This is a genomic window from Streptomyces sp. NPDC025806, from assembly GCF_055558275.1.
Map to the genome: position 1 here is coordinate 692,262 of NZ_JBVHMU010000001.1, position 13,581 is coordinate 705,842.

Consider the following 13,581-nt stretch of genomic DNA (forward strand, 5'->3'; position numbering starts at 1 on the left):
TGACCCCTTCGTTCCACGGGAATTACTGTCCAGTCTCGATACGCGTTCACGTTGAGAGACAGTGTTCAGTATATCGAACAGCGCTCCTGGCCCGCCCGGTGAGCTTCGAGAAAAGCTGGAAGGATCCGCGGTGGCAGCAGCACCAGTCTGGAGTGTCGACCCCCGAACCGGGAAGCAGCGGGAGCAGGTTGCCGTCGAGGCGACACCGCAGGAGGTGGATCAGGCGGTCCACGCCGCCCACGCGGCCCGCACCGCGCTCGCCGACCGCACCGTCCGCGCCGCGTTCCTGCGCTCCGCCGCCGAGCTGCTCGCGGCCTCCGAGGAACACCTCGTGGAGGCCGCCGACGCGGAGACCGCCCTCGGCCCCGTCCGGCTCACCGGGGAACTCGCCCGCACCTGCTACCAGTTGCGGGCCTTCGCCGACATCGTCGACGAGGGCGCCTTCCTCGACGTGGTCATCGACCACCCGGACGCCACGGCCACCCCGCCCGTCCCGGACCTGCGCCGCTACAAGATCCCGCTGGGCGTCGTCGCCGTCTACGCGGCCTCGAACTTCCCCTTCGCCTTCTCCGTCCCCGGCGGCGACACCGCGAGCGCGCTCGCCGCGGGCTGCCCGGTCGTCGTCAAGGCGCACCCCGACCACCCCGCCACCTCCGAGCTCGTCGCGGCCACGATCCGCCGCGCCGCCGCCCTGCACGGCATCCCCGAGGGCGTCCTCGGCCTGGTCCACGGCTTCGAGGCCGGACTCGACCTGGTCCGGCACCCGCTCGTGACCGCCGCCGGCTTCACCGGTTCCGTACGCGGCGGGCGGGCCCTGTTCGACGCGGCGGCGGCCCGGCCGGTGCCGATCCCGTTCCACGGCGAGCTCGGCTCGCTCAACCCCGTTGTGATCACCGAGGCGGCGGCCGCCGAGCGCGCCGAGGCGATCGGTACGGGGCTCGCCGGATCCATGACGCTGGGCGTCGGGCAGTTCTGCGTGAAGCCGGGGCTCGTCTTCGCGCCGCGCGGCGAGGCCGGAGACGCCCTGGTCAAGACGCTCACCGCCGCCGTCAGCGACACCGAGGCCGGGGTCCTGCTCGACCACCGCATGCGGGACAACTTCGTCGCCGGGGTCGCCGCGCGAGCGGAACTGCCCGAGGTCGAAGCGCCGGTCACGCCGGGCGCGGGCAGCGACCACACGGTGGCGCCCGGGTTCCTCACGGTGCCGGCCGCGCGGCTCGCCGAGGACGGGCCGCACGACCTGCTCCTCGAAGAGTGCTTCGGGCCGGTCACCGTCGTCGCCCGATACGGCTCGGCGGACGAGGTGACGGCGGTCCTGTCCCGGCTGCCCGGCAACCTCTCCGCCACCCTCCAGCTGTCCGAGGGGGAGGCCGCCGGTGAGGGCCGGGGCGCCGAGCTCCTTGCCGAGCTCACGCCGCTCGCGGGCCGCGTCCTCGTCAACGGCTGGCCGACCGGCGTCGCCGTCGCGCCCGCCCAGCACCACGGCGGGCCGTACCCGGCGACCACCTCCACCTCCACCTCGGTCGGCGGCACCGCGATCGAGCGCTGGCTGCGGCCGGTCGCCTACCAGACGACGCCCGAGGCGCTGCTGCCGCCCGAGCTGCGGGACGGCAATCCGCTGGGGCTGCCGCGCCGCTACAACGGCCGCCTGGAACACTGACCGGCATGGAACTGCGACTCCCCGAACTGCCCTTTCCGCTGCGCAGCTACGGCCCCGACGGCAACTGGTCGTACGAGGACGGGACGCTCACGGGGTGGGCCGGGCCCCGGCAGGACCGGTTCGTGCCGCCCACGGGGGACTCCCTGGAGCCCGCCTCCGACGCGCCGCGCCTGCTGGGGGCGGCGCCGGAGGGGGACTTCCAGCTGATCGCGCGGGTCACGGTCGGGTTCGAGGCGGCCTTCGACGCAGGGGTGCTCTACCTCCACGTCGGCGACCGGGAGTGGGCCAAGCTGTGCTTCGAGCGCTCCCCGGACGAGCCCACGATCTGCACGGTCGTCACCCGGGGGCACTCCGACGACGCGAACGCCTTCGTGGTGGCGGGCCGCTCCGTGTGGCTCCGGATCAGCCGGACCGGCGCCGCGTTCGCCTTCCACGCCTCGACCGACGGGACCACCTGGACCTTCGTCCGGATCTTCACGCTGGGTGACGAGAAGACGGCGGGCGCGGCCCTGGTCGGCTTCCTCGCCCAGTCCCCGGTCGGCGAGGGCTGCGTCGTCACCTACGACCACGTCGAGTACCGCCCCACCTGGCCCAACGGCCTGCGTGACGGTTCCTGACCCGCCCGTCCGGGGGCCCGCCGGGCGGGCCGGGAATGTTCGTGGCACCGAGTGTCGTTGTACGGGGGCGCAGGGCACCCCCTGCTGCGTACGACACTGGAGCGAGAGAACCTCATGCGCGTCGAGATCTGGACCGACATCAACTGCCCGTTCTGCTACATCGGCAAGGCCCGGTTCGAGCAGGCACTCGACGCCTTTCCGCACAAGGCCGAGGTCGAGGTCGTCCACCGGTCCTTCGAGCTCGACCCGACGGTGAAGAAGGACTTCACCGGCCTCGTCGTCCCGCACATCGCCGAGAAGTACGGCATCAGCGAGGCCCAGGCCGCCGCCAACGAGAAGGGCCTCGGCCAGCAGGCCGGCGCGCTCGGTCTGCCCTACCTCACCGAGGGCCGCGACTACGGCAACAGCTTCGACCTGCACCGCCTCCTCCACCTGGCCCACGAGCGCGGCCTCCAGGACGCGATGATCGACGCCCTCTACCGCGGCAACTTCGCCGAGGACGCGTCCGTCTTCGCCGACGAGGAGCACGTCGTGAAGCTCGCCGTCGACGCCGGCCTCGACGAGACCGAGGTCCGCGGCGTCCTCGCCGACCCCGAGGCCTACGCCGACGCGGTCCGCGCCGACGAGCAGGAGGCCGCCGCGCTCGGCGCGACCGGTGTCCCGTTCTTCGTGCTCGACCGCAAGTTCGGCGTCTCCGGCGCCCAGCCCGCCGAGGTCTTCACGCAGGCCCTCACCCAGGCCTGGACCGCCCGCTCGCCGCTCACCGTCATCGAGACCGCGGACAGCGCCGACGGCGACGTCTGCGGCCCCGACGGCTGCGCCGTGCCCCAGGCCTGACCTGCACTGATAAGCGCCTCTTAGAGGTACTGCTCAAACATCCGCAATGGACGGGTAGTTGGCGGCGGGGCACAGTGGACGCATGGAGACTTCCGCTGTGCCCCCGCTCGACGCCGGCCTGGTCCGCGCCGAGTACACCCCGGCCACCACCTACCTGAACACGGCGAGCTCGGGCCTCCTCCCGGCCCGGGCCACCGCCGCGATGCGCGACGCGATCACCGTGATGGCCGAGGGCGGCTCCATCGACGACCTGTTCACCGACGTGGAGGACGCGCGCGCCGCGTTCGCCCGGCTGGCCGGCGTCCCCGTGGAGCGCGTCGCGACCGGCAACTCCGTGGCCGTCTACACCGGCCTGATCGCCGCCTCGCTCCCCGACGGCGCCGAAGTCCTCACCGCCGAGGGCGAGTTCAGCTCCACGATCAACCCGTTCCACGTGCGCCCGGACCTCAAGGTCCGCACCGTGCCCCTGGAGGCGCTCGTCGAGTCCGTGCGCCCCGGCACCGCGCTCGTCGCGGTCAGCGCCGCCCAGTCCGCCGACGGCCGCGTCGCTGACGTGAAGGCCCTGCGGGAGGCGACCCGCGCCCACGGCGCCCGGCTCTACGTGGACGCCTCGCAGGCCGCCGGCTGGTACCCGCTCACCGAGCACGCCCCGCACGCGGACTACGTCACGTCCGTCGCGTTCAAGTGGCTCACCTGCCCGCGCGGCGCGACGTTCTTCATCGGCCCCGCCGACCCGGAGGGCTTCGCCGCGCTGCGCCCGGTGTTCGGCGGCTGGGTCGCGGGGGAGCGGCCCTGGGACAGCTGCTACGGCCCGGTCACCGAACTGGCCCTTTCCGCCCGCCGGTTCGACGAGACACCGGGCCTCATCTCGTACACCGGAGCCCGCCGCTCCCTCGAACTGATCGAGGAACTGGGCCCCGACGCGGTGTACGCCCACGACCTGGCCCTCGCCGAGCGCTTCCGGGCCGGGCTCGCCGAGCGGGGCCTCGCCCCGATCCCCGCCCCCGGCTCGCCCATCGTGTCCGTGCCCGGACTGGGCGCCCGCCAGCCGGAGCTGCGCACGCAGGGCATCGAGGTCTCCAACCGCGCCGGCAACCTGCGCGCGTCCTTCCACCTCTACAACACGCAGGACGACGTGGACCGCCTCCTGCACGCCCTGGCCTGAGCCACAGCAGCACGGAGCGGGGCGGGGCCCGAAGGCCCCGCCCCGCCCCGTCACCGCAGGACCACAGAAGACTTACTTCACCGGCGTGAAGTCCCGGGCTCCGATGAACTCGGGGCGGCGGACGGGGGCCGCGAAGGGCTCCACTGCCGTGTTCTCCACGCTGTTGAACACGATGAAGACGTTCGAGCGCGGGTACGGCGTGATGTTGTCGCCGGAGCCGTGCATCGCGTTGCAGTCGAACCAGGTCGCCGAGCCGGCCTTCCCGGTGAACAGCCGGATGCCGTACTCGTCGGCCAGCGAGGTCAGCGCCTCGTCGGACGGGGTGCCCGCGTCCTGCATCTGCAGGGACCGCTTGTAGTTGTCCTTGGGCGTCTCGCCGGCGCAGCCCAGGAACGTCTTGTGCGAGCCGGGCATGATCATGAGCCCGCCGTTGGTGTCGTAGTTCTCCGTCAGGGCGAGGGAGACGGACACCGTCCGCATGTTCGGCAGCCCGTCCTCGGCGTGCCAGGTCTCGAAGTCCGAGTGCCAGTAGAAGCCGCTCGCGCCGAAGCCGGGCTTCACGTTGATCCGCGACTGGTGGACGTAGACGTCCGAGCCGAGGATCTGCCGGGCCCGGCCCACGACGCGCTCGTCGTGGACCAGCCGGGCGAACACCTCACTGATCCTGTGGACCTCGAAGACCGACCGCACCTTCTGCGAGGCCTTCTCCACGATCGAGCGCTCGTCGGCCTTGATCGCCGGGTCGTTGACCAGCCGCTCCAGCTCGGCCTGGTAGACCCCGATCTCGTCCGGGCCGATCAGCTCGTCGATGGCGAGGAAGCCGTCGCGCTCGAAGCCCGCCAGGTCCGACTGGCGGATCGGACCGCGCGCGCCGGGCTCCGACCAGACGACGGGGTCGACCCGGGGAGTCGCCACCTCCGTCTTCCCGCGGGTCGGGTACAGGTCGGCGACGCCAGGGGCGGAGTTCAGCACGGTCATCGGGATCAGACCTCCTCGGGCTCGGTCAGCAGCGGGTAGACACCGTTCTCGTCATGGTCCTCCCGTCCGGTCACGGGAGGGTTGAACACGCACACGCAGCGGAAGTCGGTCTTGGGCCGAAGCGTGTGGCGCTCGTGGCCGTTCAGGAGGTACATCGTGCCCGGCTCGATCCAGTGCTTCTCGCCGGTCTCCCGGTTCTCGAGCTCGGCCTCGCCCTCCACGCACAGCACCGCTTCGATGTGGTTGGCGTACCACATGTCGGTCTCGGTGCCCGCGTAGAGGATCGTCTCGTGCAGGGAGAAGCCGACCTTCTCCTTGGCGAGGACGATGCGCTTGCTCTCCCAGGTGCCGGACGCCGACTTCACGTGCCGGTCGGTGTTCTCGATCTCCTTGAACGAACGGACAATCACGGTGAGTTGCTGCCTTTCCTCGTGGTGCGTGGAACTTCTCAGGCGGTCTCGCGCACAGCCCGGGTGAGCGTGCGCAGACCTTCGTCCAGCTCCTCGGGCGTGATCGTCAGCGCCGGAAGCAGCTTGACGACCTCGCCCTCGGGGCCGGAGGTCTCGATGAGCAGGCCGAGCTCGAAGGCGCGCCGGGCGACCTTGTTGGCCCGCTCCTTGTCGCGGAACTCGAAGCCCCAGACCAGGCCGCGGCCGCGGTACTCGACGATGTCGTCGGAGTACTCGGCGCGCAGCGCGGCGAGGGTCTCCTCGATCTGCTCGCCGCGGGCCAGGGTCTGCTTCTCCATGGCCGGACCGTCGGTCCAGTACGTCTCCAGGGCGGCGGCGGCCGTCACGAACGCGGGGTTGTTGCCGCGGAACGTGCCGTTGTGCTCGCCCGGCTCCCAGATGTCGAGCTCCGGCTTGAACAGGCACAGGGACATGGGGAGCCCGTACCCGCTGATGGACTTGGACACGGTCACGATGTCCGGCGTGATGCCCGCCTCCTCGAAGGAGAAGAAGGCGCCGGTGCGGCCGCAGCCCATCTGGATGTCGTCGACGATGAGCAGCATGTCCCAGCGCTCGCACACGTCGGCGAGCTTGCGCAGCCACTCGGCGCGGGCGACGTTGATGCCGCCCTCGCCCTGCACCGTCTCGACGATCACGGCGGCGGGCGTGTTCAGACCCGAGCCGGAGTCCTCCAGGAGGCGCTCGAACCAGATGAAGTCCGGGGTCTGCCCGTCCAGGTAGTTGTCGAACGGCATCGGGGTGCCGTGCACCAGCGGGATGCCGGCGCCGGCCCGCTTGAACGCGTTGCCGGTGACGGCCAGCGAGCCGAGCGACATGCCGTGGAAGGCGTTCGTGAACGACACGATCGACTCGCGGCCCTTGACCTTGCGGGCCAGCTTCAGCGCGGACTCGACGGCGTTGGTGCCCGTCGGGCCCGGGAACATGACCTTGTACGGCAGGTCGCGCGGGCGCAGGATGACGTTCTGGAACGTCTCCAGGAAGTTGCGCTTGGCCGAGGTCGACATGTCGAGCCCGTGGGTGACGCCGTCCCGCTCGATGTAGTCGATCAGGGCGCGTTTCAGCACGGGGTTGTTGTGCCCGTAGTTGAGCGAGCCGGCGCCCGCGAAGAAGTCCAGGTACGCGTGGCCGTCCTCGTCGTACATGCGGCTGCCCTGGGCCCGGTCGAAGACGGTGGGCCAGCCGCGGCAGTAGCTGCGCACCTCCGACTCAAGGGTCTCGAAGACGCTCAGGTCCGGCTGGGTGATGGTCACAGCGAAAGCTCCTCTGAGGGAGGGAAGTTGCGGGGGGTCGTCGGGTGGCGGGGCCGTGCTCAGGCCAGCGGCCCGATGCGGTACAGCTCCTCGGGCAGGTGCCCGTCGTCGGGGAACAGGCCCGCGTCGAACAGGACCTGGCGCTCCACTCCGGCGCCGTGCCGGCGCGCGTAGGACAGGAACAGCGCCTGGGACGCCGTGTTGTCCGGGGTGATGGTGGTCTCGACGGTCGTGACCTGCCGTCCCGAGTCTCTGACCTTCGCGGTCAGGCCGTCGAGCAGCGCCCCGGCCAGACCGTGCCCGCGGTGGCCGTGGTCCACGGCGACCTGCCAGACCACGAGGGTCTCCGGACGCTCGGGACGGAAGTAACCGGTCACGAACCCGGCGACCTCACCGGTCTCGTCGCGCGCCACCACGGAGGTGCCGGCGAAGTCCCGGCACCAGAGCAGATAGCTGTACGAGGAGTTGAGGTCGAGGACCTTGGAGTCACGAGCGATACGCCAGATCGCGGCGCCGTCGGCCACTCCGGGATGGTCGAGCTGGAAATGCGCTTGTACGGCGGTCATGCGAATTGAATTTACCGAGCAATTTTTGGGATTGCATCCGGGGCAGGGGTTACGTACGCCTCTGATCTGTGTTATCGCGCGCGGGTGGGTACGCGCGTGAGACTTCGGCGGAATGTCGGCATTTGCGCGGTGCGAAAGGTGCATAACGCCGTCGATGTGGAGTGCGTCACAGGTGCGTAACGCCTCCGGAACCCGCCCGAATTCCGCAGGATCCCGTTGTTGAAATCTTAGTGTTTACGTCGCGGGAAAGCGGGCAGAAGCAGTACGGGAAGCTGCTCTGATAAATAATAGGGAAATGATGCCCCCGAATGTGTGGGGAAAATAAGAAAGGCGCCGTCCGAAAAGGACGGCGCCCCTGTGCGCGTGCGCGCGGGCCGCGACTACTCCCAGGCCGCCGCGACGGCCTTGCGCGCCGCCTCCAGGTCGACCTCGATCCCGGCCTCCGCGAGCGCACCGCCCAGCGCGGCCAGCGAGGACTGCACGACACCGCGCGTGGCCTGCGGCCCGTAGTGGTTGACCCGGATCATCTCCGCGGCCAGCGCGCCACCGCCCGCCACCAGCGGCAGCACCGGGTCCGCCGCCAGCGCCTTCGCCACCAGGTCCCGCGCGTCCGTACCGGCCGGCGCGCGCAGCGTCGTGGCCACCGGCGCCGCGTCCCGCGCCTCGTGCACGTACGGCTCCAGGCCGCCGCCCAGCGCCAGCGTCCCGGCCCGGGTCGCCGCCGCCGCGCTCGCGTGACGGGCCATCAGCGCGTCCAGGCCCTCGCTCTCGATCCGCTCCACACAGGCCTCCAGGGCCAGCATCTCCAGCTGCGCCGGAGCGTGCAGCAGCGCCTTGCGGCCACCGTCGATCCAGCGCTGCTTCCAGTCGAGCAGCGACAGGTACGAGTGGCGCGGCGCGTGCGGGTTGGCGGCCATCCGCTCCCAGGCGCGGGCGCTCACCGACACGGCCGAGACGCCCGCCGGGCCGCCCATCGCCTTCTGCGCGCCGATCACGCACAGGTCCACGCCCCAGGCGTCCGGCAGCACCGGCTCCGCGGCGATCGAGGCGACCGCGTCCAGGTAGAACAGCGCGCCGTGCTCCCGTACGACCTCGCCGATCTCCGCGACCGGGTTCGTGTTGCCGGTCGCCGCCTCCGCGTGCACCAGCGACACGAAGTCGATCTCGGGGTGCTCGGCGAAGGCCTGCCGGACCTGCTCCGCGGTGACCGCCGTGTGGAACGGCACCGCCAGGTCGTGCACGGTCGCGCCGCAGTCGCGCAGCCAGTCGCCGAAGGTCTGCCCGTACGGGCCGGTGATCACGTTCAGGGCGACGGTGCCCGGGCCCGCGGCGGCGCGGATCGCGCCCTCCAGTGGCAGCAGCGCCTCGCCCTGCATGATCACGACGTCCTGCGCGGTGTCCATGAGCCGGGCCACGCGGTCCTCGACGGAGGCGAAGTGCGCGGCGCTCAGCGGGGCCAGATCGAGAAACGGGTGCGTCACGGTGGTGCTCTCTCTTCGCTCACGGGTTCGGCGGTGATGCCGCTGACGAGCGTAACCGGCCCCCTCATAGGCTGGGGCCATGAGTGATGGCGCGGTGCTCCATGTGAAGGGCCGGGTCCTGGCCGGACCCGACGACGTACGCGACGAACTGTGGGTGGTCGACGGCCGGATCACGTACGACCGGCCCGTCTCCGCGGGCCTCGACGTGACCAGCGTGGAGGGCTGGACCCTGCCCGGCCTCGTCGACGCCCACTGCCACGTCGGCCTGGACACGCACGGGCCGGTGCCCGCCGAGACCGCCGAGAAGCAGGCCCTCACCGACCGCGACGCCGGCACCCTGCTGCTGCGCGACGCCGGCTCGCCCTCCGACACCCGTTGGATCGACGACCGCGAGGACCTGCCCCGGATCGTCCGCGCCGGCCGCCACATCGCCCGCACCCGCCGCTACATCCGCAACTACGCCCACGAGATCGAGCCCGAGGACCTCGTCGCCTACGTCGCCCAGGAGGCCCGGCGCGGCGACGGCTGGGTCAAGCTCGTCGGCGACTGGATCGACCGGGACGCGGGCGACCTCACCCCCTGCTGGCCGCGCGAGGCCGTCGAGGCGGGCATCGCGGAGGCCCACCGGCTCGGCGCCCGGGTCACCGCCCACTGCTTCGCCGAGAACTCGCTGCGCGACCTCGTCGAGGCCGGCATCGACTGCATCGAGCACGCCACCGGCCTCACCGACGACCTGATCCCGCTGTTCGCCGAGCGAGGCGTCGCGATCGTCCCCACGCTCGTCAACATCGCCACGTTCCCGGACCTCGCGGCGGGCGGCGAGCAGAAGTTCCCCCGCTGGTCCGCCCACATGCGACGGCTCCACGCCAACCGCTACGACACCGTGCGCAACGCCTACGACGCCGGCATCCCGGTGTTCGTCGGCACCGACGCCGGCGGCTCCCTCGCGCACGGCCTCGTCGCCGGCGAGGTCGCCGAACTCGTCAAGGCCGGTCTCCCCGCCGTGGACGCCCTCGGCGCGACCGCCTGGAACGCCCGCAGCTGGCTCGGCCGCCCGGGCCTCGACGAGGGCGCCCCGGCCGACCTCGTCGTGTACGGCACGGACCCGCGGGCCGACGTGACCGCGCTCGCCGCGCCGCGCCGGATCGTGCTGCGGGGCAACGTCGTCGGTTGACGAGGCGTGACGCGCGCCGGTGCGTACTCGTTACGCACCCCGCGTCCGCCCCGGGGTCACCCCCTGTCCGGGTGACCCCGGCGAACAGACGAACCCCCTGAAATCGAGCACCTGCACGGAAACCCCCCTTTGGAGTGAACTCACTTCAGGTGGTGGCCCGTTCACTCTCAGTGCGTAAAGATTCCCTCACCGATGACCGGTCGACGCCGTCGGCGGTGCCGCGCCCTGTCCCTGTGCGCCCACCCCGACGGCACGCCGTCGACCTCGCGCGTCACGTCGTTTCTCTTATCGCCGTCCTGGGGGTCCCACCAGCATGTCCAGCACCACTACGTTCCGCCGCCTCGCCGCGACCGCCGTCGCCACCGCGCTCGCCGCGGGGCCCGTCCTCCTCGCGGGCGCGGGCCCGGCCGCCGCCACCGGCGACCGCGGCGGCATGGCCTCCGCCGTCGTGCTCCGCACCGGCCTGGACGTCTCCCTGCTCAACAAGACCGTGAACGTCCCGCTCAAGGTCTCGCTCAACGAGGTGCAGGCGCCCGCCAGCGCCGACAAGACCGCCCTCACCGTGAACCTGGACGGGGTGGACAAGGGGCAGCCCTTCAGCGTCCTGCGCGCCGACGTCGCCAAGGCGAGGGCCACCGTCGCCGACGGCACCGCCGAGGGCTTCACCCAGCTCGCCCACGCCAAGGTCCACGTCCCCGGCCTGCCGCTGCTCTCCCTCATCGAGGTCGACGAGGTCACCTCCAAGGCCCGCTGCGTCGCGGGCCAGGCACCCGTCGCCGAGTCGAACCTGCTCGGGGCCGTCACCGTCCTCGGCAAGAAGGTCACGCTGACCACCGGAGGGACGACGGAGGTCAAGGTGCCCGGGGTCGGCGAGGTCTCCCTCACCCTCTCCGAGAAGTCCACGACCTCCACGACCGCGGCGGCCTCCGCGCTGCATCTCAAGGTCTCCGTCAACCCGTTGAAGCTCAACGTGGCCGAGGTCGAGGGCGAGGTGACCCTCGCCGGGGCGACCTGCGAGACCCCCAAGGCCGTGGCCGCGCCGAAGCCCGCCGATGTGAAGCCGCAGGCCGAGAAGGGGGAACGGCCCGTCGCGGCCGCGCAGAAGCCGGAGAAGGAGGCTGACCTCGCGGAGACGGGGGGCAGTTCGATGACGCCGTACGTGGCGGGCGGGGCGATCGCTCTGCTCATCGCCGGGGCCGGTGCGGTGGGCATGGCCCGCCGGGGGCGCAGCCGCGCCTAGTCGTAACGGTCCCCGGGGGGCCGGCCCGCAGTTCGCCGTTGCCACGCGCGTGGTGTCGCGGGCTGCGGGCCGGTGGGGCTTCTCGCGCAGTTCCCCGCGCCCCTGAAATGTAGGCGCTTCGCGCCGCATTTCCCCGATGGGGCACCGCCCCCTATGGAGATCGCGCACGAAGTGCGCATCTCCAGGGGCGCGGGGAACTGCGCGACCAGCCACGACGGCGCGGCACCCGGCGACGAGACCGGCGGAGCTACGGCGCGAGGATCCGGCCCAGGGCGGAGACAAGGGTGTCGGTCGTGGATCGGTCCCGCACCGCCACCCGGATCCAGTCCTCCCCGAGCCCGGGAAACGTGTCACCCCGCCGCACCGCGATCCCCACCTCCCGCAGCGCTCCCCGAACAGCGGCAGCGCCCGGCACCCGGACCAGTACGAACGGCCCCTCCGCCGTCCCCACGACGGACACCCCGAACCCGCCCAACTCCCGCAGCCGCCCCACGAGATACTCCCGGTCACCGGCGACGGCCACCGCAGCGTCCCGCGCCTCGCGCACCCCCCGCTCCGACACACAGCCCAGCGCAGCGACCAGCGCCGGCGAGGACACCGGCCACAAGGGCTGCGCCCGCTCCAGCTCCGCCACGATCTCCGGCGCCGCCACGACGTACCCGATCCGCAGCCCCGCCAGCCCCCACGTCTTCGTCAGGCTCCGCAGCACCACGAGGCCGGGCACATCCGTGCGGCCCGCCAGTGCCTCCCGCTCACCCGGCACCGCGTCCATGAACGCCTCGTCCACCACGAGCACGCGCCCGGGCCGGGCCAGCGCGGCGAGCACCCCGGCCGGATGCAGCACGGACGTCGGGTTGGTGGGATTGCCGACGACGACCAGATCCGCGTCCTCGGGCACGAGCGCCGGGTCGAGCCGGAACCCGTCCTCCTCCCGCAGCAGCACCCGCCGCACCACATGCCCCGCGTCCTCAAGGGCCGCCTCCGGCTCGGTGAACTGCGGATGCACGACCACCGGCCGCCGCACCCGCAGCGCCCGCGCGAGCAGCACGAACGCCTCCGCCGCACCGGCCGTCAGCAGCACCCGCTCCACGGGCACCCCGTGCAGCCGCGCCACGGCGGCCCGCGCCGCCCGCCCGTCCGGATACGCCGCGAGCCCCTCCAGGGCCGCGCCGATCCGCTCCCGCAGCCACACCGGCGGCGTGCCGGTCCGCACGTTCACCGCCAGATCCGTGAGCTTCTCGCCGTCGTCCCGCACCTCGGCGTCCCCGTGATGCCGCAGATCGGGCCCGTCCTCGACCGTGGCGTCAGCGACGTCCGGGGCACGGCGCACCGTCACCTCCGGGTGGGCCGCCGCCCAGGCCGCCACGCGCTCACCGAACTCCTCCTCGGGCAGCGGCCCGTACGGCAGGACCGCGATGTGCCGGGCACCCAGCGCCCGCGCGCGGTCGAGCGCCGCCACGATCGAGGGGGCGGCGCCCGTGCGGAACGCCGGCACCACCTCCTCGTATCCGCCCTCGTCCCACAACAGGCGGGCGCACGCCGCGAGTTCGGCGCGCGCCAGGGGGTCCGCCGCGCCGTCGCCCACGAGCAGCACCGTCACCTCGGCCCGGGCCGCAGCGTCCAGGACGTCGTCGAGCCGTCGCGCGAGAGCGGCGAGCAGGGCGGGGGAGGGGGTCTGCACGGCGGGCTCCTTGAGAGGGAGAGGAGGAGAGGAAGTCGGTCAGTCGGCCTGGACGGCCACGGCGCAGGTCACGCGGCCGGGGCCGCCGTCCGGGCCGCGTGACGCCCGTTTCGGCACGAGCAGCACACCGCCCCCGGTCAGCGCGGCGGCCTCCGCGACCGACGGCGTGCCCGTCGCGGAGCGGACCCGCGCCGAAGGGTGCGGCACCGGGACCGTCGCGAGGCGCTCCGCGTCGTAGGTCTCCAGCGGCACGCCCAGCGCCTCGGCGGCCCCCAGCAGACCCGGTTCACGCCCCTTGGCCGTGACGGTCGCCAGCGCCCGCACCCGCTCCCGGGCCACGCCCGCCTCCGCGAGCACCGCCCCGACCAGCGCGAGAACCTCGTCCGCCGAGGCCCCGGAGCGGGCCCCGACCCCCACCACGACACGACCGGAACACCCCCCGGTGTGCGGCGCGGGGGTCGG

Annotated in this window: 13 protein-coding genes and 1 pseudogene; 6 read left to right on the forward strand and 8 right to left on the reverse strand. The window is 72.5% G+C overall.

The annotated features are described in order from the left end of the window. The first annotated feature begins 130 nt into the window (after positions 1-130). The 4 genes from ACZ4E1_RS03140 to ACZ4E1_RS03155 all read left to right on the forward strand — a co-directional run bounded on the left by ACZ4E1_RS03140 (position 131) and on the right by ACZ4E1_RS03155 (position 4,279). Positions 131-1,660: an aldehyde dehydrogenase (NADP(+)) gene (locus tag ACZ4E1_RS03140; RefSeq protein WP_467535241.1), complete on the forward strand. Its 1,530-nt coding sequence runs from the start codon at positions 131-133 to the stop codon at positions 1,658-1,660. 5 nt (positions 1,661-1,665) lie between these two features. Next, positions 1,666-2,277 carry a DUF1349 domain-containing protein gene (locus ACZ4E1_RS03145; protein ID WP_467535243.1) on the forward strand — a complete coding sequence of 204 codons (612 nt, stop codon included), beginning with the start codon at positions 1,666-1,668 and terminating at the stop codon, positions 2,275-2,277. A gap of 114 nt (positions 2,278-2,391) precedes the next feature. After that, on the forward strand, positions 2,392-3,114 hold the full coding sequence (locus ACZ4E1_RS03150) for a DsbA family oxidoreductase (protein WP_467535245.1): 723 nt from the start codon (positions 2,392-2,394) through the stop codon (positions 3,112-3,114). A gap of 82 nt (positions 3,115-3,196) precedes the next feature. Then, on the forward strand, positions 3,197-4,279 hold the full coding sequence (locus ACZ4E1_RS03155; protein WP_467535247.1) for an aminotransferase class V-fold PLP-dependent enzyme: 1,083 nt from the start codon (positions 3,197-3,199) through the stop codon (positions 4,277-4,279). A gap of 72 nt (positions 4,280-4,351) precedes the next feature. On the opposite strand, the gene thpD is transcribed toward ACZ4E1_RS03155, so the two are convergent. From thpD to ACZ4E1_RS03180, 5 genes are all read right to left on the reverse strand, one after another. Next, positions 4,352-5,257 carry an ectoine hydroxylase gene (gene thpD, locus ACZ4E1_RS03160; protein ID WP_467535249.1) on the reverse strand — a complete coding sequence of 302 codons (906 nt, stop codon included), beginning with the start codon at positions 5,255-5,257 and terminating at the stop codon, positions 4,352-4,354. A gap of 5 nt (positions 5,258-5,262) precedes the next feature. Next, a complete protein-coding gene (locus ACZ4E1_RS03165) occupies positions 5,263-5,667 on the reverse strand; it encodes an ectoine synthase (RefSeq protein ID WP_188339637.1) in 405 nt (134 codons plus the stop codon). 38 nt (positions 5,668-5,705) lie between these two features. Further along, the gene (ectB, locus tag ACZ4E1_RS03170; RefSeq protein WP_467535250.1) at positions 5,706-6,977 is read right to left on the reverse strand and encodes a diaminobutyrate--2-oxoglutarate transaminase; all 1,272 of its coding nucleotides are present in this window, start codon (positions 6,975-6,977) and stop codon (positions 5,706-5,708) included. A 59-nt stretch (positions 6,978-7,036) separates the two neighbouring features. Further along, the gene (gene ectA / locus ACZ4E1_RS03175; protein ID WP_467535253.1) at positions 7,037-7,543 is read right to left on the reverse strand and encodes a diaminobutyrate acetyltransferase; all 507 of its coding nucleotides are present in this window, start codon (positions 7,541-7,543) and stop codon (positions 7,037-7,039) included. A 380-nt stretch (positions 7,544-7,923) separates the two neighbouring features. Further along, a complete protein-coding gene (locus ACZ4E1_RS03180) occupies positions 7,924-9,024 on the reverse strand; it encodes a pyridoxal-phosphate-dependent aminotransferase family protein (protein ID WP_467535255.1) in 1,101 nt (366 codons plus the stop codon). A gap of 79 nt (positions 9,025-9,103) precedes the next feature. Here ACZ4E1_RS03180 and ACZ4E1_RS03185 point away from each other — a divergent pair, with 79 nt between their 5' ends. Next, positions 9,104-10,198 carry an amidohydrolase family protein gene (locus tag ACZ4E1_RS03185; RefSeq protein WP_467535256.1) on the forward strand — a complete coding sequence of 365 codons (1,095 nt, stop codon included), beginning with the start codon at positions 9,104-9,106 and terminating at the stop codon, positions 10,196-10,198. Positions 10,199-10,511: 313 nt separating this feature from the next. After that, positions 10,512-11,438 carry an SCO1860 family LAETG-anchored protein gene (locus ACZ4E1_RS03190; protein WP_467535258.1) on the forward strand — a complete coding sequence of 309 codons (927 nt, stop codon included), beginning with the start codon at positions 10,512-10,514 and terminating at the stop codon, positions 11,436-11,438. Positions 11,439-11,685: 247 nt separating this feature from the next. On the opposite strand, the gene cobC is transcribed toward ACZ4E1_RS03190, so the two are convergent. From cobC to ACZ4E1_RS03205, 3 genes and pseudogenes are all read right to left on the reverse strand, one after another. Next, positions 11,686-12,768: an Rv2231c family pyridoxal phosphate-dependent protein CobC gene (gene cobC, locus ACZ4E1_RS03195; protein ID WP_467535428.1), complete on the reverse strand. Its 1,083-nt coding sequence runs from the start codon at positions 12,766-12,768 to the stop codon at positions 11,686-11,688. A gap of 57 nt (positions 12,769-12,825) precedes the next feature. Next, positions 12,826-13,119: pseudogene (locus ACZ4E1_RS03200) on the reverse strand (CbiX/SirB N-terminal domain-containing protein); the annotation flags it as partial. A 39-nt stretch (positions 13,120-13,158) separates the two neighbouring features. Then, a complete protein-coding gene (locus tag ACZ4E1_RS03205) occupies positions 13,159-13,539 on the reverse strand; it encodes a cobalamin biosynthesis protein (RefSeq protein WP_467535260.1) in 381 nt (126 codons plus the stop codon). Positions 13,540-13,581: the final 42 nt, after the last annotated feature.